We start from the raw sequence: 21697 nt of genomic DNA, 5'->3' as shown, positions 1-21697 counted from the left end.
TAGATCAAGGGGGCGCATTTGAATGTCAATATGACAAGATGTGAAGTTGTTCGACTAACAAAAAGTCTTTCAGTAAAGGCTTTCCTTATCAGGTGATAGAGCCCGTCAAAAACCGATGAAGGTTTGTTCCCAAAGGGATGCACGAAGCTCGGCTCACCTTTTTATTGTCAAGCTGGCTTGTTTTAAGCCCTGTTTGTCTGGCGACAGACTCGTTTCATCCTCCTGATCCTTTGCTCACATCTAAAGACAAAGTCGTGCAGAAGGTCCGAAATCATGGCGGTCTGGGCTACAGGAACACATGGGCCACTTCCTTGGCGACAGTTTCGAGGCGGCGGTTTGGGATGTGAGGTATAACAAACATTGTGTTTTTGTGTGCTGTTATTGCGCCTCCTGCATTCGTCTTTCGGAAGGTCATGCGTCACTTCCAGATGTCATTTCTCCGTAGGGGCTTTGGGGCTGGTCCAGCTTCCGTACGCTCCCATGGCATGGCTGCAAAAATAGAAGCTATTTGGCAATCTTCCTAAGCTGCCGGGTTTTCATCTCCAAAGGACATAAAAACTGGGGGTGGAGGCAGCCAAAGCGGTTGGCCCGGGTTGAATCTCTGCTATGACTCCTGCTCCTGTCTGGTGCTGCTGCTGGGAATGTTCCTGCCGCAACATTAGCAATCTCTCGGACCCGGCGACTTTGTTTGGGGAGAGAGCGACGGGTGATTTTGATAAGCGAATGATAAAGTTTCAAGGATGAGCATTGGCAGACATTTGTTGCGTGGTTCCGGGGCGAATCTGCTGGACCATGTTGTCAAAATCGGGGTGGTCTTTTATACCGCGCCGCTGATGCTGCACGGTCTCTCGGAGGATGGTTATGGCTCATGGCTGCTGGCGATGACCGTCATCAGTTTCTTCCTTCTTCTGGATCTTGGGGTCACGCTGGCCAGCACCCGTTATTTTGCGATCGCTGTCGGTTCAGGTGATGTGGCGCGGGAAGGGACCATCCTCTCGGTTTCCCGACGTCTGTTCCGCATCATTGGGTTTGCTATTTTTGTATGCACGATGGCTTCGTTGCCGCTGATGCCGTGGCTGGCTTCCCACAATCTTTCAGCCTGGGAGGTGATGGCTCCTCTGGCGATCTGTGGGTCCACCACGGCTCTGCGTTTTGCTTCCCGCATGCCCATGGTTTTGCTGCGGGCCCATGTCCGGTATGATCTGCTGGCCTGGTGTTCCATCATTCGTTCGCTCGTTCAGGCTGTAATGATGACGATTGCCTTGCGCTCCGGTTTCGGCCTGGTGGGGGCGGCCATTGCCCACGGTTCTGGGGACTGCCTGGAACTGGCCTTGCAAAGGTTCATGGCACGTCACCTGCCGCGCCCTGGCGGCGAGCTTTCTCCAGAAGCCACCCAGCAGACCAAGCGGGAGCTTTTCAGCTACTGCAATTCGTTGCTGCTGCTCAAAGTGGGCGAGAGCTTTCGGTTACAGGTGAACCCTTTCCTGATCAGCAAAATGTGCGGCCTGTCGGAAGTGCCCGTTTACTCCTTGGGCATGCGTCTCATCACGATGCTGGAGGATGTGGTCAACGCCCTTTTCGGGGGACAGATTCTGGCCGCTTTCAGCCAGCTTCATGGGGCGGAAGACCACGAGGCCTTACAGGACCAGTTCCGCCGGGTCACCCGGATTACGGTTAGTTTCTCCACTTGGGCCGTTGGCGGCCTAGCTTTTTTTGGAGAGGCCTTTTTCAAACGCTGGATGGGGGCTGACTTTGGCCGTGCGCATGATGTCATGCTGATTCTGGCCATCCCTTACGGCCTGCGTTTCATGCAGTACCCCGCACACAGCCTGCTGTACACCCTGAACAAACAGCGCTGGCTCGTCTGGGCCAATTTCATTGGAGGCATCGTGACGGTCATTTTTGCCGTCGCTCTGGTTCCATTTCTGGGACTGCGAGGGGTGGTCCTGGGTACAGCGCTGGAAATGAGCGTGTTTTATCTGTTCATCATGCCGTGGCTGATGCGTGACTGCGCAAAGCTGAACCCTTGGAGGTACCTCTTTGGCATGATCTTGCAGCCCATGGCCCTGTCTCTGGCGCTTCCAGCACTGTATGCCTGGTGGGCAATGGGGTGGTTGACGCCCGATTATGGCCAGCTTTTCCTGTGCAGCGTTGGCTACACGTTTGTCTTTACCCTCGCCGTTCCCTGGGTGGCGCTGGATGCCCGGATGCGGCAATCTTTGTGGCAGCTTTTCAGGGGTCGGTTTTCTTGGGCCGGGTGAGCCAACCGGGATCAGCCTTGGCTGGCAAAGGCTTCACCCAACTGAGATGGTCTTTTTATGGAAATGAGTTGACTGTCCGTATGGAGAATGAAGCATTATTAATGCAATTTGCCATGCGGCACTTCACTCTTGATCTTCTGCGTGCCCCAAATCCCCTTTTCATGAAAAACTCGTCCGAAATTTCTTTTCTGCCTTTGAAAACAAAGGGCTTAAAGGTGATGAGGGCAGGGTGGCCACTAAGCTCTGAAATGGATATCTGCGAATCAACGGACCTAAAGCATTCTGGGGCAGGAACAAACCTCCGCCTGAGCGGGCGTGAACCCATGGAGACCATCGTGAAAACGAGGGGCAAAAAGAAGTAATCTATGGGAAACCTGTCTAAAGTCCTTCTCGTCTCCCATAACTTCCCGCCCACCGCCGGGCCGGAGTCTAGCCTGGTTAAAATCAATGCGGAATTTCTGCATCGGGCGGGTTTGAAAGTCCGAGTGCTGACGACTACCCTGGCCCACGCTAAACAGGCGATGGATTCATCCCTGTTGCAGGGCCTGCCCAAAGAAATTCTGGTGGACCGGGTGCCCAGCCCCGATGCCGTCCTGACGGAAAGATTTCCTCGCTTTGGCCGGCTGGCCGCGATTGGCGCGGGCCACTATGTTTTGCCCGAAGTCTATCTCCCCTGGGCTTTCCCGGCCGTGGCCAAAGCGCGGGGAATCGTCCAAGAATGGCAGCCGCAGGTGATCTACTCCAGAGCTTCCAAGCATGTGAGCAATGTGGTCGGCTGGCGGCTGAAGAAGGCCACCGGCCTGCCCTGGGTGGCCCATTTTAGCGATCCCTGGATTAGCGCGGGCCTGCATCATCGGCCCTTGCAGCGTTTGATCGGGCATTATTTTGAGCGTCGGATACTTCAAAATGCTGATGCTCTGGTCTTCGTTACTCAGCATGCTGCGGATCGTGTGTTGTACCGCTACCCAGAAGAATGGCGAAAGCGGGTCCACATCATTCCGCATGGATATGAAACCCCCGTGGGCAGGCTGGCTGAAATCCGCCCACCAACTGTGGCGGGCCGTGCTCTCCGGGTCATTCATGCGGGGGCCTTTTATCCGACTCTGCGCACCCCGGACACATTGATTGAGGCTCTGCGCCGATTGAAAAAGACCCAGTCTTTGGCCGGTCGGCTGGAGATCAACTGCATCGGGGTGGACACCACCTGCTACCAGCCGAAGGTGGATGCCGCAGGCTTGGGCGATGTTATCAAGCTCTCCGCAGGCGTCCCCTTTGATGAATGCCAGCGCCAGATCGCCGCCAGCGACTTGACGCTCATCATCGACATGCCGGGGTTTGGCGGCGTCTTTCTCCCGACCAAGCTTGTCGAGGCTTTCGCCTATGACCACCCGGTGCTGGGGCTGGCGGAAAAGGACAGTGCCGTGGCCGAAGTCCTGCGTGGGGCTGGCCTGCATTGGGCCGAGCTGACCGATCCGGATGACATCGCACGTTGTATCACTCGCTTGCTCCAGGACTGGGAGACGGGGAACTGGGGGTTGAGCCCTGCGCAGCGCCAGGGCATGGACCGTTTCCATATTGATCGCATTAACCAGCCCCTGTTAAAAATTTTCTCCCAAGTGACCGCCAGTATCAGCAATGTCTATTCTTTGTAAGTATGACCAAAGCCACGTGAGGTAAAGAGTCCGGCTGTATTCTTTGGGTGATTTTTGAAAAGGCCAATACTGAAGGCTTGGTGCATCTTTTTCCACTTGATGATGGAAGGACAAAGCGGGCCTACGGGGGCTGTAGCCGATGATTGCGCCGGAATTTACTGCGGTAGGGTAGATTCATTTTTCTGCCCAAACACAAAAAACCCGACCTGTTAAAGTCGGGTTTTTTTTACAAACCGCAGAGAGCGAAATGGTGGGCAGGGCTGGGTTCGAACCAGCGTAGGCGTAAGCCAGAAGATTTACAGTCTTCCCCCTTTAACCACTCGGGCACCTACCCATTCACTTTCGTGCGGGCGTGGAGTTAAGACTTGCTGGGGATGTTTGCAAGAGAGTTTTGCTTTTCATGAACGAAAAAATTAACGGCGGCTTTTTCGCTTCACTTGGCGGGTCACCAGGGTGGGTTTGCTGCCGTGCAAAACTTTGAAGTTTCGGGTCTCGGCCACTGTGCGGTGATGCTCGAAAGCCTCCTTCATGAGGTTCTCATAGGGGAGGTGCTTGTTGGCGACGAGCCAGAGGTCCCCAGTGGTGCGAAGGGCCTGGGCAGCGACGGTGATGAACTTGAGCCCCAGCATGCTGTTCGTCTCGCGACCGTCATGAAAGGGAGGGTTCATGATGATGGTGTCATAGCAGGCGCTGCCGACGCCCTGGGTGACATCTTTCCATAAGATGCGAGGCCGCACGGGAACGGGAACGAGGCCGGTATTTCGCCGGGCACATTCGAGTGCGCGCGCATCGGACTCATACATGTCCACACTCCGGAGATTCGGGCAGTGGCGCAGAATGTGGTCGCTCAGGAATCCCCAACTGGAGCCGAGATCGGCCACGGCTCCGCTGAGGGAGTGGGGCAGGTGCTCGGTCAGCAGGGCGGAGCCCTCGTCAATGCGATCCCAGTTAAAGAGACCGGGCTGGGACCAAAACCTGCCATCCAGGATGCGCTGCATGGCACCGTTGATTTTCCATTGGGCCAGGACATCCGTTTTCCAGGGAGAGGAATGGGTAGCCCAGAAGACGCGGCTGTGATTTTTGGAGAGGGTTTTCACCTCGGGGGCGACTTCGGCCAGGTGCTGCTCCATGCGCTTGGCACCCCAGTCATTGTGCAGGGCGACGACGAGGGTACCGCCTTCTGCAAGCAGCTCATGGGCGTGGGCAAAGTCGGAGAGAATGCTTTCGCGCTGGCGGTCGGGCAGGAGGAGGATGAGATCATACTGGCCTTCGGCCAGGCGGGTGTGGCGGATGCCCTGAAGCTCCAGCCCTGCGGCATGGGGTTTCCAGGTTTGCTCACAGGTGAGCCGCTCACGCAGTGGCTCGAGGCCTGAATGGGACTGGGCGCGAAGAAAGAGGATGCGCTGGGCGGTGGCCACGGGGATCTCGGGCTGAGTCTCCAGGGCGTAAAAGAGGGCGGTAAGGGCGTGCATGAGGCAGGTGGCTGCGGGCCACGATTTGAGATCCACCGGGCGGCTTGAGAAGCCGTCTGGACCAGGGACCGGGGTTACTGGTACAGGAAGGTGGTGAGGGGGCTGGTGGCGTCGGCTTCGTCGTGCTGCTCCCCAAGTCCAATTTCATAAGCGCTGCGCCCGGCCTCGACGGCGGATTTGAAGGCTGCCGCCATCCGGGCAGGATCGTTGGCGATGGCGATGGCGGTATTCACCAAAACGGCATCGGCTCCGATTTCAAAGGCTTCGGCGGCATGGCTGGGGGCACCGATACCGGCATCCACCACCACAGGAACGGTGGCCTGGGAAATGATGATTTCAATCTGCCGGCGTGTGGTGATGCCCTGGTGGGAACCGATAGGGGAACCCAGGGGCATGACGGTGGCGGTCCCAACGTCCTGAAGACGGCGCGCCAGCACGGGATCGGCATTGATGTAGGGGAGGACAATGAAGCCTTCTTTGACCAGGATTTCAGCGGCCCTCAGGGTCTCGATCGGGTCGGGCAAAAGATAGCGGGGATCGGGATGGATCTCCAGTTTCACCCAGTTCGGCAGGCCGGCGGCCACGGCGAGGCGGGCCAGACGCACGGCTTCCTCGGCATTCATTGCCCCGCTGGTGTTCGGCAGCAGCAGGACTTCCTTGGGGATGAAGTCCAGGATGTTGGCGAAGGGGTCGCCTTTGCCGGTGAGGTCGGCACGGCGCAGAGCTACGGTGACGATCTCCGTTCCGGAAGCGATGATGGCCTGGCGCATGAGTTCACCGGAGGCAAACTTTCCCGTGCCCATCATGAGGCGGGATTGAAAGGTGCGGTCGGCGATGGTGAGGGACTGATTGAGCATGGGGAAAGGATTAAACTTGGCGGAGCCGGAGGCTATTGATGCCGATGGAAATTAAATCCGGCTGCGTAGCTTGTTGAGATTGTGTTCTGGATCGCGCCGTTGGTCCAGAACAGCAAGCACCGTGATGGTTGATGGATCGTTCCGGTAATGAATCGTGAAATACGGGAACCGGCCCAAGACTACTGCCCGATGCGCTCCTCTGCTGAATGAATGGAGGCCGCCAGTGGTCACCAAATCGTCAATTCGTGCAGATAGAAAGTCAAAGACTTCATCTCCGAGTCCCGGTTCCTGAATTTCGTAAAATTCAGCAGCCTCGTCGAGATCAGCTTCGGCTTCTGGAAGGAAGATTATTTTTTTCCCCATTTGCGTCCGAGCCGGGTTTTGACTTCTTCCCACGGAATTGGAATCGAAATTCCCTCATCCAGCAGACGCAGGCGCTCTTGTACCACTTGATGTTCCCAATCGGGAACTCCCGCGTCATCTCGCAATTCAGCCTCCACCCGTTCCAGGAGTACTGCTTTTTCATCGCGCGACATTTTCGCCACGACTGCGAATGCAGACTCCAGCAATGGCGAAGATGAGATGGAAGCGGCACTCATGGAATCATGGATAGTCCCGGCGGACGAAAAATCAAGCCAGCAGCAGTCGCTGCAGCAGCTCTTCGCCATTGAGCTGGATGCCAATGTAGAAGTCGCCAAATTCGCCATACTGGGTGGTCACTTCATCCCAGCGCATTTCATAGACGATGGTTTTGATCTGGAAAATGTCGTGAGCAAAGAGGGTGACACCCCACTCGTGACTGTCGAGACCGGTAGACCCGGTGATGAGCTGGCGCACCTTGCCGGAGAATTTGCGGCCGGTTTTGGCATGGCCACCCATGAGTTCGCGACGTTTTTCGAATTCCTGGGCATACCAGTTGGCGCCCACGTTGCGGCGCTTGCTCATCGGGTAAAAGCACATGACCTGCCAGTCCGGCATGTTCGGGTAGAGTCGGTCATTGAAGTATTTGTCCATGTGGCCCTTCCACTCGGCGATGCGGGCCGTGTGGGCTTCGGAACCGACTTCCAGGTTTTCCGTGCGGGCGATGCGGGCGGAGGCATCCTCCTCCTTTTCGCTGTATTCCGTCCATTCGGTCATGGAAAGGTAGCTGTAGGTGGCATTCAGCACTTCGGGACCGAAGGCCTGGCCCAGCTCTTTTTCAAAACGGTTGGCATCCTGCAGGTCGGGCGTCAGCAGCATGATGCCCAGGTCTGCCTTGGGGCTGACCATGCTGAAGGTCAGTAGCTGGGTCTTTGGATGCGAGCGGATGGACTGGACGGTGGCGTTGAACCGGTCAAAGCGTTCGGCCTTTTCTTCAGGGGTGAGGGCGGCCCAGAAGCCGTGGTCCACGTGATAAAAGAGGTGCTGAACGATCCAGCCTTCCTGGGGGATGATGGGGGACATGGTGATTTGGCGGGTTGTTTAAAGTCGGGACTGTGGCAGAATGGGACATTGGAATCCCGCCCGGCTACATCTCTTCATACGCTGGAATGCCTCCTGCTCAATGGGCAGGCGCAGGGAAACGCAAAAAGTGATTGAAACCCCGGAAGCGGGAATTATTTATCCGGCCCGCAAAATCCAAGACAAGGAGACTCTCAACATGGCAGACGCAGAAAACAAATACCCTCAGAATACCGCTGGCGCATACTACGTGGACGATCAGTGCATTGACTGTGATCTTTGCCGTGAGACTGCCCCAGCCAACTTCAAGCGTGACGATGACGGAGGTCATTCCTACGTTTACAAGCAGCCTGAGTCTGACGACGAGCGTGAGTTGGCTGAAGAAGCCCTGGCTGGCTGCCCTGTCGAGGCCATCGGCCGCGATGGTGACTGATCCGGTTTCCTGATTGCGAAAAGAATTTTTTAAAAGACACAGTCTCCTCAGGGGCTGTGTCTTTTTTGTTGAAGGCGGTCTTGAGGGCAGGGGACTGTTACCCGCCTGTAGATCGTTGATTCTGGCGGGTTTCGATCCAACGAAGCAGACCCGCCACCGGCTGGCGTTGCTGCATGTTTGCCCGGCATTCCCGGGCCGCTTTCTGGTAAGATGGAAGGGTGAGCAGCCGGTGTAAGGCGGCTTGCACCCTGGCAGGGGTGAAAGTGCGGGGCGTGAGGCCGATGCCTGCGCCGAGTTGCTCCAGCCGGAAGGCGTTATCTGGCTGGTCGTGGGCCATGGCCATGATGAGCTGGGGGATCCCTGCGGCAAAGCCCTGGGAAAGGGTGCCGATGCCGCCATGATGCACAAAGGCGGCTGCCTGGGGGATGAGGGTGGAAAAGGGGACATACTCCACGGGCAAGACGGTGACCGGAAGGCCGGGAGGGAGCTGATCGAGCTGCCGGGTGGCGAAAATGGCGCGTCTGCCCAGGGCGGTGACGGCTTCCAGCGCTACCTCGAAAAAGCGGCGCGCCTGGATGTTGGCGCTGCCTGGCGTAAAAACGATGGGTTTGTCCCCGCTGGCCAGAAACTGGGCCACTTCGGCGCTTAGCGGGCGTTCCTGGGCAATGTCCTCCAGGGGAAAATCCCAGAGCAGCAAATTGGCGGGCCAGTCTGGCTGGGGGCGGGCAAACCACTCTGGGAAAAGTCCCAGGACACCATCTGGGGAGTCGGCCCACTCCCACCACAGGCTTTTGGGCGGAGTCACCCCTTGACGGGCGCAGGCGGCCTCAACCGCAGTCGCTGCAAAGCGGTCGGCCGGATTGGGCAGCTTCACCAGCCATTGGCGAAATCGGAGCGGGAGCTTGCGCAGGTGCTGCATGCCGGGGAGCAGCACCGGGGGCTCGTGGGCGCTGATCATGACCGTTGGCTGCACATGGACTGAGATGAGGGGAATGCCGTGCTTTTCTCGTGCCAGCCGTGCGCCGAAGACGGTACAGGGGGCCATGAGCAAATCTGGCGGCTTGCCTGCCTGAATCAAAGATTCGATGGCCTCAAGCACGGGTTCTGTGTTTTCCCCGGCGAATTCGAACACTAGCTTGGTGCCGTGGTAAAGTTTCCAGACTCGTGGGTCCGCGATGAATCGGTCGAACTGTTCCTGGCTTCCCATGGGAATGACCTGCAGACCGGCCTGACGCACGATGTCCTCAAAAACACAGGCCACAATGAGCGTGACCTCATGCCCTTGGGCCTTGAGCTGACGGCCTAGCCAAAGAAAGGGGAAGACATCGCCAGCACTGCCAAAGGGGAGAAGAACCGCATGCATGATAGGGATACCCAAAGGACACCGGATGCCGGGATGAGCAAGACGGGGAAGGGGGCAGAAGCGGAAAAAGCTTCTTAAACATTAAAAATCGGGTTTTATTTTTTGATAATTATCAAATTAAAGTATAATTTCCATATATAATGTTGATGCCATATGGTCTCTCGTACCCTGCAGTCTCTGCCGATGCCCCGCTTTTAGGGGACGTTTTTCCTCATTCCAAATCCCTCCTACAGCCATGAAATCACACTTCATCTCACGCTTGCTCACCCTGTGTGCAGCCTTGTCTGCTTTAGCGATGCCTTTGTCATCCAAGGGCAGCACGATTATTTGGAGCAGTGACTTCAACGATCTGTTCTACGACGCCGGTGGTCAGGTGCTGGATGGAAATTTTTCGTTTGAGATCGGCTCCTTTGCCAATGGTTTTGTCCCCACAGGATCCAACATCAATGATTGGGCGGCCAACTGGAAGGTTTTTGATCGCGCCTTCGATCCGACACCGGGAGATCCTGGTGATGGAGACCCAGAGGGTTGGAACACGGTGGACCAGTTTTATGTCGGAAGTGTGGAACATTTGATCACTGGCGGTTCTGGATCTGTGGATGCCAATCCTGCTGATATTTTCGCACAGGGAGAGGTGGCTTACCTTTGGGTTTACAACACCAAAAATCGTGAAACTGGCACGGAATGGGCCTTGGTGACGGATGGCCCCGGCTTGGGGGATGTGGCCAATGACTGGGTGTTTCCAGATCCGACTGAGCCTTCTACCACTTCGTATGAGTGGCAGCTTGCTGATGCGGACACGGCCATTTACGGCGGACTGAACGGGACCACGGGCGGTGGCCAGCCATACACTATCCAGACCAGCCTGGTGCCAGTGCCTGAGCCCGGCCCGGCACTGCTGCTGGGAATGGCAGCCCTTGTAGGGCTGATGAGCCGCCGCCGTCGCGGGGCTGCTTCTACCATTGGCTGATCTGATCTCAGGACACTCTCGGCATGATCTCCCGCATGACTTCCCCCCTAGCGAATCCTGGAAGTGTCCGGCACGACGGACTTTTGTCCTGGCTACGGGGACTGGTGTTTGTGGGGCTGGTCATGATGGCCAGTGTTGCCGGGGCACAAACGTCGGACTTTGGGGATTACAGTTCGTTCCCGAGTGCCAGTAGCACCCGCAATTCGACGCTGCGCATGGGCAGTCTTGTGGATGCGGAGAGCTCTGCCACTACCAATACTTCGGCAACCGGGGATGATAGCACGGGCAGTGATGATGAAGATGGTGTGTCCTTTTCTTCAGTGATCGTGCGTGGGCAGGGAGGTTCTATAACAGTCAATGTCACCAACCAGAGCAATAACACGGCATATTTGAATGCCTGGATCGATTTTAACCGCAATGGTTCCTTGGCGGATTCTGGAGAACAGATCGCTAGCAATACAACGATTGCGAAAGGCACTTCGAATGTGAACCGCACGGTAACGTTTACGGTGCCTGCCGGTGCCAGTCTCGGTGTGGCAGGGATTCGCGTGCGCTTGACCACCAACAGCACGCCTGGCCCCTCCGGGGCGGATGGCTCTGGCGAAGTGGAAGATTACGTGGTCACGATTTCCGATCCTACCGATCATGGGGACTTTGATGCCTTTCCAAGTGCAAGCAGTCTGATGAATAGCAAACTCAGGCTGGGCAGTACGACGGACGCCGAAGCCGTGCCAACCACCAACTCGACTGCGACAGGGGACGATACGACGGGGACTGATGATGAAGACGGGGTGACGGTACCCGTGAGTGTGCAACAAGGAGCTTCCGGCTCGATCACGGTGGTCGTCACTAACACGACGGGCAGTACGGCCTACCTAAATGCGTGGATTGACTGGAACAACAATGGCGTGCTGACCAATACTGGAGAGCAGATCGCTACGAATACAGCCATCAGCAACAATTCCTCGAACTCGACCCGGACGATCAATTTTACGGTGCCTGCGACGGCCACCTTGGGGCCTGTCGGCGTGCGGGTGCGACTGACCTCGGTCAGCAGCCCAGGTGCGGACGGGCAAGATGGAACAGGCGAGGTGGAAGACTGTACCATCACTGTCGCCAACAGCCTGGGGGTGGGCAATCTGATCTGGAATGATGCCAATGATAACGGTCTCTATGACTCAGGCGAAAGCGGCATCAATAATGTGCTGGTGGAGTTGTGGTCTCCAGGAGCGGACAATGCGATCGGCGGGACTGGTGGGAATGCGGATGTTCTGGTGAGAAACGTCACCACTGCGAATGGCGGCTTGTACAGTTTCTCGGGGTTGAGCGCTGGACGCTATTTTGTGAAGGTGCCGACACCGCCGCTCTCGCGAGTGAGCTCCGTAGTGGATGCTTCGGACAATGGCGAGGATTTGGACAATGACGGGGCGCAGCCTGCTGGCTCCGCCACATCGGCCTTCAGCGGGGTGTTCCAGCTCACTGCCGGGACCGAGCCTGGATCATCTGGCACAGGCAATCAGGATAACACGATTGACTTCGGTTTTGTGGCCAACATTGGCTCGCCCTTTGTCTGTGATAACCGCTTCTACATCATGCAGAACGTGGAGACGAGCCCTGGATCTGGCGTCTGGGACACGACTCTCAACTACATTGATACGGACCAGTCCCTGGAGCCGATCTTCATCTACACGGGCAAAAAGCTGAACGGCCTAGTCTCTTATGGCGGGTATCTTTACTGTGTGGATCAGAACGGCGGGCATCTTTACCGCATCAACTCTCTGGGCACGTTGGTGGACATGGGGGAAATTGATGGCCTGCCGTCTTCCCCTACGGACGGGCAGTGGGGCGGAGGAACCTCCTTAACCTCAGGGCTCATGATCCTGAACCGATACACTTTCAGCAATGCCCGCACGACGCTTTACACCATTGACCTTGGCTCTGCCTCGGTGGTGGGAACTCCTGTGGTCACGAAGTACTCCAACACGGGAGCGAACACGACAGGCAACTTTGGTGACATCGTGTGGGATCCGTTGACGGATAAGATCTACGGTTACAACACCAATGACTCGAGCAACCTGGGGTTGTTTGAGATCAATCCGACAACTGGTGTTTGCACGCGTGTAGCGGTCTCATACCTGACGACCTTCGGCTCCCTGGTCATTGATGCAAACGGCCTCGCTTATGGTTATGGCAGCCAGAGCAGCTCCACCTCGCAGGATACCTTGTATGTTTTTAACCGGACCAACGGGCTGCTGAATGGCAGCATGACCGCCGTCTGGACGGGGCCGAGTGTGACGAACTCTGACGGTGCAGCCTGTCCGGGCGCTGCGCCGTCCATGAAGCTGGGCAACTTGATCTGGAACGATGTGGATGACGATGGTGTGAAGGATAGCGGTGAGGGCGGCATCAATGGCGTGCCCGTGCAGCTTTTCCTGGGAGGTGAAAATCCACTCACCGCCACCCCCGCAGCAACGACAACCACAGCAGGCGGAGGTCTCTACACCTTCGACAATTTGTCACCCGGGCAGTACTTCCTCTACATCCCCACGCCTCCGGCGAGTTTTCCGGTGAGCAGCCGCGTCACTGATACCGCAGACAATGGCGAGGATGGGGATGATAATGGGATCCAGACACTGCAAGGGCAGCCAGTGCGTAGCCCGCTGATATCCCTGGTGGCAGGGACGGAACCCGTCACCGATGGCGACTCAGACAACAAGACGGACCTAACGATTGATTTTGGTTTCCGTGCCTGCCCTGCTATCAGTGTGGGTGGGAATCCTGGAAACTTGACGGTGGGCAAGACAGTGAACCACACCTTCAGTGCAACGGGGGGCAGCGAACCCTATGCATGGACGGTGGCCAGTGGCACATTGCCTGGAGGCCTAACTTTGAGCTCGGCAGGGGTTTTGAGCGGGGTGCCCACGGTTTCTAATGGAGCTGGTGTCTCCGTGATGGTGCGTGCCACCGATGCGGTGGGATGTCTGGGGAACATGACGCTGACGCTGGTGGTGCTGCCAAACCTGGACTTTGGTGATTACACCGCTTTCCCCAGTGCCTCCAGTGTGGCGAATGAGACGCTGCGCATCGGTGTCCTGAGCGATGCAGAGGCAGCAGCGACCACGAATGCGACGGCAACGGGAGATGACCTGACTGGCAGTGATGATGAGGATGGAGTGGTGGTGCCCGCCCTGCTGGAACAGGGGAAGGCCACTAGCATCAGCGTGACGGTGACCAACAATTCCGGGGCCTCAGGTTTCCTCAATGCCTGGGTGGATTTTAACCGCAACGGCAGCGTCACTGATTCTGGGGAGCAGATCGCCAGCAATCTTGCTGTGGCCAATGGGACGTCGAATTCAGTGCGGACCATCAACTTTACGGTGCCTGTGGCGGCCTCTGTCGGCACCAGTGCAGTGCGGGTGCGTTTGACCAGCGTCAGCAGTCCTGGTGGGGATGGAACCGATGGCAATGGTGAGGTGGAAGACCATGCCGTGACCATCAGCCCGCCAATGCTGGATTTTGGAGACTATGCAAGTCTGGCCCAGGCCTCGAGCACCGTCAGTACTAATCTTCGGTTAGGGGCGCTTGTGGATGCTGAGGCTACAGCTACGGTCAATAGCTTGGCAACTGGAGACGATACCAACGGCAGTGACGATGAAGATGCGGTGACTTTTCCATCCATGACTGCGGGCCAGCCTGTGACCTTGACCGTCCCTGTGACCAATCTCACTGGCAGTGCCGCCTATCTGAATGCCTGGATTGATTTTAACAACGATGGAGACCTCCTGGATGCAGGTGAGCAGATCGTCAACAATCTCACTGTGGTTACAGGAACCGCAAATATGGCGCTGAACCTGGATTTCACCGTGCCGACCAATGCCGTGACGGCTGCAACGAACATTGGGGCGCGTTTCAGGCTCACTTCTGTCTCTGCACCAGGGCCAACGGGTGAATCAGGGGTGGGCGAAGTGGAAGATTATGCGGTGGTGATTCTGGCTCCGATCACTGATTTCGGTGATTGGGATCGGGGCCCTTCTGTTTCGAATACGGCTGACACCCGTCTGCGCTTAGGGGCCTCCGTGGATGCCGAATACGCGGCCACGACCAATGCGACGGCCACTGGGGACGATGTCACAGGAGTGGACGATGAAGATGGAATATCCATTCCGGCTCTCACGGCTGGGGCACCCGCCTTGATCTCGATCACCCGGACCAATACGACCGGGGCGACGGGCTATGTGAATGTCTGGCTTGATTACAACAACAACGGTTCCTTCAGTGACGCAGGAGAGCAGGTGCTGACCAACTCCAGTGTGGGCAATGGAGTGGTTGACGGCATCCAGAATCTGAGTGTCACCATTCCGGCCACCGCTGTTACGGGCACGCCCATTGGTGCCCGGTTTCGTATTTCGCAACTGGCCAGCCCTGGCACCGGAGGAGCTGGTGGAACGGGTGAAGTCGAGGATTATGTAGTCACGATTGCCGAGCCTGAGACGGACTTTGGTGATTACTCCCTTTTTAGTTCAGCCAGCAGCCTTCGCCATGCTTCATTGCGCCTGGGGCTTGCGCTGGATACAGAATTTGTAGCCACCAATACAGCGACAGCGAGCGGGGATGATGCGACCGGAACGGACGATGAAGACGGCGTAACCTTTCCTTCCATGACGGCTGGGGCTCCGGCCGTGGTGGCCGCCACCGTCACCAACAACACGGGAGCCAATGCCTACCTGAGTGTGTGGATTGACTTTAATGGCAATGGCGTGCTCACGGATGCGGGGGAACAGGTGACGGTGAATCAGGTGGTCACTTCGGGGGCTACGAACAGTCCGCTCAACCTCAATATTGGGGTGCCTGCCAGCAGCTTGACAGGAGTCAATCTCGGGGCGCGTGTCCGTTTTACCAGCATCTCAGGGGCTGCTCCGACCGGCAGTGCAGGGAATGGTGAGGTGGAGGACTATGTGGTGATGGTATCGGCCCCGACGACGGATTTTGGGGACTTCAGCGGCTTTGCCGATGCATCGCAAGGTGTAAGCCCGAATCTGCGGATGGGGGCCACGACGGATGCTGAATTTGTCTCGACCCGCAACGCGACTGCTACGGGGGATGATGTGACCGGGACGGATGATGAAGACGGGGTGACACTGTCTGCATTAACGGCTGGAGCTCCTGCCTCAGCGAATGTGACTGTCACTAATACGACTGGCGCTCTTGGCTACCTGAACGTGTGGGTAGACTTTAACAACAACGGCGTGCTGACGGATCCGGGGGAACAGGTGGCTAGCAACTTGAACGTGGTCACCGGCACCAGCAATGCCAGCTTGCCGATCAACTTTACCGTCCCTGCAAATGCAGTCACGGGGGTGAATTTGGGGGTGAGATTCCGGCTCTCGGCGCCGCTTTCTCCAGGACCTGTTGGCGCCAATTTGGCGGTCGGGGAGATTGAAGATTATGCGGTGACGATTGCTCCCCCAACCACCGATTTTGGTGATTTCTCGCGCTTTCTACCTGCCAGTAGCACAGCGGAGGCAACGCTGAAAATGGGCGCGCTGGTGGATGTCGAATTCTCTGGAACCACCAATGTGAATGCTACTGGCGATGACATCACGGGCAGCGATGATGAAGACGGTGTGGTGCTGCCTTCGCTGGCTGCTGGGGCTTCTTACACCATCCCAGTCACGGTAACAAACAACCGGGGAAGCAGTGCCTTCCTCAATGCCTGGATCGACTTCAACAACAACGGTTCCCTGACGGACGCGGGCGAACAGATTGCCAGCAACACCCTGGTGGCCACCGGGAGCACGAACGTCACCCTGAACCTGACTGGTACAGTTCCATTCACGGCGACAACAGGGACAAATCTGGGCGTGCGTTTTCGTCTTTCCTCCATCAGTTCGCCTGGGCCCATCGGGACTGCCGGGCAGGGCGAAGTAGAAGACTATGTGGTGAACATCATTGCCCCAACCCATGACTTTGGCGACTGGAGTGGCATCGGCGACGCCTCCAATGGGATGAGCGCTAACCTGAAACTGGGCGCCTTGGTGGATGCAGAAATGACCTCCACCCGAAATGCCACGGCCACAGGGGATGACCTGACGAACGTGGACGATGAAGACGGCGTCTTGTTGCCCTCCATGACCGCAGGCGAACTGGTCGTGCTGCCAGTTACCGTCACCAACCTGACGGGTGCGGATGCTTTCTTGAATGCCTGGATGGACTTTAATAACAACGGAGTGCTGACGGATGCAGGGGAGCAGTTTGTGGTTAATCGGCCAGTAGCCACGGCCAGCAACGGAGTGACCCTCAGCCTGAATCTCCAGGTGCCTGCAACGGCAGTGACTGGAAGCAATCTAGGCTTGCGGTTTCGCTTGACCTCAGCCGCCTCTCCTGGAGTGACGGGATCGGCGGGCGGAGTGGGTGAGGTGGAGGACTATGTGGTGAATGTCCAGGTGCCAACCACGGACTTTGGAGATCATTCCGGACTGGGTTCTGCGGCAAGTACTCGCAATGCAAACTTGCGGTTAGGTGCACTGACAGATACGGAATTCAGTGCGGTGACAAACGCGGCTGCCAATGGAGATGATATCAACGGAGTGGATGATGAAGATGGCGTGACGATGCCATCCCTGATGGCGGGCGCTCCTGCCAGCATCCCTGTCAAAGTAACCAACAATCGTGGATCAGCTGCCTATCTGAATGCCTGGATTGATTTCAACGGCAATGGTGTGTTGACGGATGCCGGGGAGCAAATCGCCACCAATGTGCTGGTGGCCACCGGCATTACGGATGGGACGCAAAATCTCAGTTTCACGGTGCCGGCTTCGGCCTCCACCTCGGTGAACCTCGCGGTTCGTTTTCGCCTCACGGATGGGCAAAATCCGGGGGCCACGGGTGTGGTAGGTATTGGCGAGGTGGAGGACTATGTTGCTCTCATCTCTGTGCCACCTTCAGATTTCGGGGACTGGAGCGGCACAGCAGATGCCTATTCAACCGTGAGCGAAAATATTCGTCTTGGTTTGCTGACGGACACAGAGTTTGTTTCCACCCTGAATGCGACGGCGACGGGGGATGACAACACGGGTGGTGATGATGAAGACGCCGTGACACTGCCAGGTTTCATTGCAGGCGCACCCTCGACGATTCCTGTGGTGGTGAGCAACCTGTCCGGTGCCAATGCCTATCTCAATGTGTGGATGGATTTCAATAATAACGGGAGTTTTGCCGATGCGGGAGAACAGGTGGCTACCAATGTGGTCGTGGCAACTGGCCAGACTAACGCCACCCGAAACGTGACACTGAACGCGCCCGCCAATGCGGTTACTGGATCCACCATCGGCCTCCGTTTCCGCCTGACGGACATGCTGAATGCTCCGGCTACTGGCAGTGCAGGCAATGGAGAGGTGGAAGATTACACCACCACGATTGCGGTGCCGGTGAATGACTTTGGCGACTGGGACGGAGCGGGAGATGCCTCCAGCATTGCGAGCAGCAACCTGCGCCTGGGGGCTCTGGCCGATACAGAATATGTGTCCACACGCAATGCAGCCGCTACGGGCGATGATGCGACTGGCAGTGACGATGAAGATGGGGTGACTGTCCCTGGCAGTCTCAATCAAGGGCAGGCAGGCACGGTCACGGCCATGCTGACCAACAATCTGGGTGCCAGCGCTTACCTGAATGCATGGATTGATTTTAATGGCAACGGCAGCTTTGCTGATGTCGGGGAGCAGATCGCCACCAACACTCTCATCGCTTCCGGCTCCAACGGAGTGGTCAGAAACTTGAGCTTCACGACTCCGGCTGCTGCCAAACCTGGTCTGCGCGGCGTGCGTGTGAGGCTGACCAATGTGCAAAATCCGGGCGCCACAGGTGCTGCGGGAATTGGTGAGGTGGAGGACACCCTTGTGACGGTCAATTGCCCGACGCTGACCCTGAGTCCGACGAGCCTGGCTGTGCCTGTGGTCGGTGTAACTTATGCGCAAACGGTCACGGTTTCTGGCGGCACGGCCCCTTACGCATTCAGTCTCTCTGCAGGGGCTCTGCCTGCGGGCATTGTCCTCGCCGAAGGGGGGGTGCTGCAAGGGCGTGCCACGGGCACATCGTCGGCTACATTCACATTGTCAGTCACAGATGCGAACGGCTGCGCAGTCACCCGCGAGTATGTGCTGGCCCCTGTCTGCCCGACGATTGTGATCGGGCCTACTACGTTGCCTGTTCCCACCGTGGGCAGCCCTTACAGCCAGACCATCACCGCATCTGGCGGCAGCGCAGGTTACAACTTCGCCGTGATTAGCGGCACTCTGCCGCAGGGTTTGAACCTGGCGGCAGACACAGGTGTTCTTAGCGGCACCGTGACCCAGGCTGGCTCTGTGACTTTCACGATCAGGGCCACAGATCTTTACGGTTGCCTTGCCACCCAGAGCTACACCGTGACGCCCGCTTGTCCGGCGGTGACGATCACGCCTTCGTCGCTTCCTGCCCCTGTTGTGGGCACTTTTTACAATCAGAGTGTCGTCGCTTCGGGTGGTGTGGCAGGTTACACTTACTCCATCGGTTCAGGGGCGTTGCCTCAGGGCCTGGGCCTGAGTGCCGGGGGCATCATCAGTGGCACGCCGGTTTCGAATGCCTCGGCAGCTTTCATTGTGCGGGCTGTGGATTCGCGCGGCTGTGCAGGCACACGTGCCTTCTCTTTGACACCGGCTTGCCCAGCGGTGGTGGTCAATACCGCCAGCCTGCCCTTTGGTTATCAGGGTACGTCTTACAATGTCACATTGAGTGCGGGTGCAGGTACTGCCCCATACCAGTGGTCGCTATTGTCGGGCTCCTTGCCTGCTGGCATCAGTCTGAGCCCCGAAGGGATATTGTCCGGCATCCCGACGGGCCAGACGAGCAGCAGCTTCACCGTGCAGGCACGTGATGCCAATGGTTGCACGGCATCCCGCCTTCTCACCTATGTGCCCGGCAGCCTGTCTCTGGGTAATCGGGTCTGGCTGGATAATGACAATGATGGTGTCCAGGACAGCGGAGAAAATGGTGTCGCCGGTGCCACGGTACAGTTGTTTGCGACGGGCACGGACAATGCCATCGGCGGCACGGGCGGTGCGGCGGACAGTCAAGTGGGAGCCAGCCTCATCACCGCTGCCAACGGTGCCTATAACTTTGCCAATCTGGCACCAGGAAACTATTATGTGAGGGTGACTCCGCCCGCAGGCCACACGCACAGCAGTGGCACGCCTGCCCTGGTGGATAACAATGTGGATGGCAATAACGATGGTTCCCAACCGGGTGGTCTGGGCACGGCTCTTTTAAGCCCCGTCATTGCCCTACAGCCGGGAACAGAATCCACCACCGATGGTGATGCGGATGCTGATACAAACTTCACTGTGGACTTTGGCTTGTGGGCGCCTTTGGCGGTTGGAAACCGTGTGTTCATGGACATCAACGGAGATGGCCGGATGAATCCGAATGAGGGCGTAGAGTATGCTTTCGTTCAGATCTTCAAGGCTGGGGCCAATGTGAACACAGATGAAGCCGTGGGGGCAGCGATCTCGGATGAAGGCGGTCGTTATCTCATCACAGATCTGAATCCGGGCTCCTACTTCCTGCACCTGGCTTCCGTTCAGTTTGAATACGGCGGTGTCCTGCAGTGGGCCAAGCCGATGACCAGTGTGACTGCTGGAGACGATGATGCTGGGCAGGATCTGATCTACAATGACACGCCGATCGTCAATGGGGCAAGCTCGGCGGTGTTTACGATTTTGCCGGGTCAGCTCGCCGCAGGCGGTGCCGAGTCTGGCGCTGAGGGCGTGGCGGATGATGAAGGTCTGGATGTGAACACAGACCTGACTTACGACCTGGGATTGGAGTGCGTTGACTGTAACGGTTTCAATCTGTCCATGAGCGAGACAGCGCCGCCACCAGAACAGGAACTGCTGCGGCCACTGCCCGAAACTGGCGTGTTCCCGGTCACGTTTGCCTCCTGGCAGGCACTGCATTCCTTGGGAGATGATAGCCTAGCTCTGGACAATCCGGATGCCGATCTGTATCCAAACCTGCTGGAGTACGCCCTGGGGACAGATCCTTGGAGCGGAGCCAGCGGGGCCGGACGTTTTATACTGGAAACCCAATCTGCTACTGGTGCAGTGGATGCTGTGGTGAACGTGCCAACGACAGGCCGCCGTGACATCACGCTGAATCTGGAGACGAGCACCGATGGTCTAACTTGGAGTGCTGCAAAGGTGGCTGCGCAAAGTCTCTTCGGCACAGATGGCAGTCAGACTCTTCGTTATGCCCAGGTGGATGGTTCTCTCTTCGCCGGGGCCGCGCGGGGCATCGTTCGCCTGAAGGTATCACTTGATGCAAATTTGGACGGCCAGACGGAAGCTGTGGCGACGACCCCCGCATGGATGTTCAGCCGTGAGACCTTTGCCAAAGGCACACGCAGTTTCTCCATGCCGCTGGAGCAGCCCGAACTTTATGTCGGAACCATCCGGCAGGTGGAAGGTGGGCAAAGCCTGCGTTTGGCGGCAGCCTCTGATTTGTCATTCGATGGAGCGGCTGTTCTGGAAGTTTTGAACGGTGTTCATGAGGGGGATCACTTCGAAGTGATCTCTGCTGGAGACAGCGTGGTGAGGGCTGCCTCGACGGTTCCTGCGGATCTCTCAGGGGCACGTGTGGCTCTACGTCGAGTCTGGCGTCTGGACCAATTGCTGCCGGTGGATGTGTTTACCGGGGGAACTTCGGAAAGCACCTCAGACCGGGTCTTGCGTTATGATGTGGCAGCGAATGATTTTGTCCCAGCCTGGCCACAAGCTGAGGGGTGGACGGGTGAGGATGGTCAGCAGCTCATGCTGCGCAGCGGGGAAGCCCTGCTGGTGCAGACGCGAACGCAGGACGTCAGCATCGTCTTGTCAGGGCAGTTGCCTTTGTCTGGTGTGGCTTTGAAACCTGTCGCCGGGACTCGCTTTATCGGCAGCCGTTGTGCTTTGGATGGTTCACCAGTTGGGTTGGGATTGTTGCCTGAAGCTGGATTCACGGCTGCTGCGGATCCTGTATCGGCGACCCGGCTTCGTCTATGGAAGGCTGACTCAGGCGGCTCGGAGTCGGGTTACGACAGCTACTATCTGCACCTCTCGCCGACTGGCTCCCTGTGGCTGGGTGAAGGAACTGCAGCGGGTGCTGATCTCGGTGAAGCTGGATTCCTCCTTCCCTTCCACGGATTCTTCCTGGTGGAGCCGTGAGTTAGGCACCCTTGT

At 57.5% G+C, this 21697-nt stretch carries 11 protein-coding genes and 1 tRNA gene; 5 read left to right on the top strand and 7 right to left on the bottom strand.

Translation table 11 applies throughout. The features are described 5' to 3' along the window. Window positions 1–740: 740 nt before the first annotated feature. Window positions 741–2261, top strand: a complete 1521-nt coding sequence (locus tag ABEB25_RS20480) for a lipopolysaccharide biosynthesis protein (protein ID WP_345738306.1) — start codon at window positions 741–743, stop codon at window positions 2259–2261. 365 nt (window positions 2262–2626) lie between these two features. Continuing rightward, entirely contained in the window at window positions 2627–3913 is a 1287-nt protein-coding gene (locus tag ABEB25_RS20475) for a glycosyltransferase (RefSeq protein ID WP_345738305.1), read from the top strand. Between the two features lie 248 nt (window positions 3914–4161). On the opposite strand, the gene ABEB25_RS20470 is transcribed toward ABEB25_RS20475, so the two are convergent. The 6 genes from ABEB25_RS20470 to hemQ form a co-directional block, all read right to left on the bottom strand. Beyond that, window positions 4162–4247 (bottom strand) — tRNA-Tyr (locus ABEB25_RS20470). A 79-nt stretch (window positions 4248–4326) separates the two neighbouring features. Beyond that, on the bottom strand, window positions 4327–5385 hold the full coding sequence (locus ABEB25_RS20465; RefSeq protein ID WP_345738304.1) for a class I SAM-dependent methyltransferase: 1059 nt from the start codon (window positions 5383–5385) through the stop codon (window positions 4327–4329). Between the two features lie 74 nt (window positions 5386–5459). Beyond that, window positions 5460–6242 carry a thiazole synthase gene (locus ABEB25_RS20460; protein WP_345738303.1) on the bottom strand — a complete coding sequence of 261 codons (783 nt, stop codon included), beginning with the start codon at window positions 6240–6242 and terminating at the stop codon, window positions 5460–5462. A 51-nt stretch (window positions 6243–6293) separates the two neighbouring features. Beyond that, complete coding sequence (locus ABEB25_RS20455) at window positions 6294–6605, bottom strand: type II toxin-antitoxin system RelE/ParE family toxin (protein WP_345738302.1); 312 nt, start codon at window positions 6603–6605, stop codon at window positions 6294–6296. Continuing rightward, window positions 6590–6841 carry an addiction module protein gene (locus ABEB25_RS20450; protein ID WP_345738301.1) on the bottom strand — a complete coding sequence of 84 codons (252 nt, stop codon included), beginning with the start codon at window positions 6839–6841 and terminating at the stop codon, window positions 6590–6592. The genes ABEB25_RS20455 and ABEB25_RS20450 overlap by 16 nt, the downstream gene beginning before the upstream one ends. 31 nt (window positions 6842–6872) lie before the next feature. Further along, entirely contained in the window at window positions 6873–7685 is an 813-nt protein-coding gene (gene hemQ / locus ABEB25_RS20445; protein ID WP_345738300.1) for a hydrogen peroxide-dependent heme synthase, read from the bottom strand. A 196-nt stretch (window positions 7686–7881) separates the two neighbouring features. On the opposite strand from hemQ, the gene ABEB25_RS20440 reads away from it, so the two are divergent. Next, entirely contained in the window at window positions 7882–8115 is a 234-nt protein-coding gene (locus ABEB25_RS20440) for a ferredoxin (RefSeq protein ID WP_345738299.1), read from the top strand. Window positions 8116–8212: 97 nt separating this feature from the next. On the opposite strand, the gene ABEB25_RS20435 is transcribed toward ABEB25_RS20440, so the two are convergent. Then, complete coding sequence (locus tag ABEB25_RS20435; RefSeq protein ID WP_345738298.1) at window positions 8213–9478, bottom strand: glycosyltransferase; 1266 nt, start codon at window positions 9476–9478, stop codon at window positions 8213–8215. A gap of 235 nt (window positions 9479–9713) precedes the next feature. On the opposite strand from ABEB25_RS20435, the gene ABEB25_RS20430 reads away from it, so the two are divergent. Both ABEB25_RS20430 and ABEB25_RS20425 read left to right on the top strand, forming a co-directional pair. Further along, window positions 9714–10448 carry a PEP-CTERM sorting domain-containing protein gene (locus ABEB25_RS20430; protein WP_345738297.1) on the top strand — a complete coding sequence of 245 codons (735 nt, stop codon included), beginning with the start codon at window positions 9714–9716 and terminating at the stop codon, window positions 10446–10448. 35 nt (window positions 10449–10483) lie between these two features. Then, entirely contained in the window at window positions 10484–21682 is an 11199-nt protein-coding gene (locus ABEB25_RS20425; RefSeq protein ID WP_345738296.1) for a GEVED domain-containing protein, read from the top strand. Window positions 21683–21697: the final 15 nt, after the last annotated feature.

This window comes from Prosthecobacter algae (assembly GCF_039542385.1).
Taxonomy (GTDB): domain Bacteria; phylum Verrucomicrobiota; class Verrucomicrobiia; order Verrucomicrobiales; family Verrucomicrobiaceae; genus Prosthecobacter; species Prosthecobacter algae.
The sequence above is the reverse complement of the archived record's forward strand: the minus strand, read 5'-3'. Positions and strand labels throughout refer to the sequence as shown.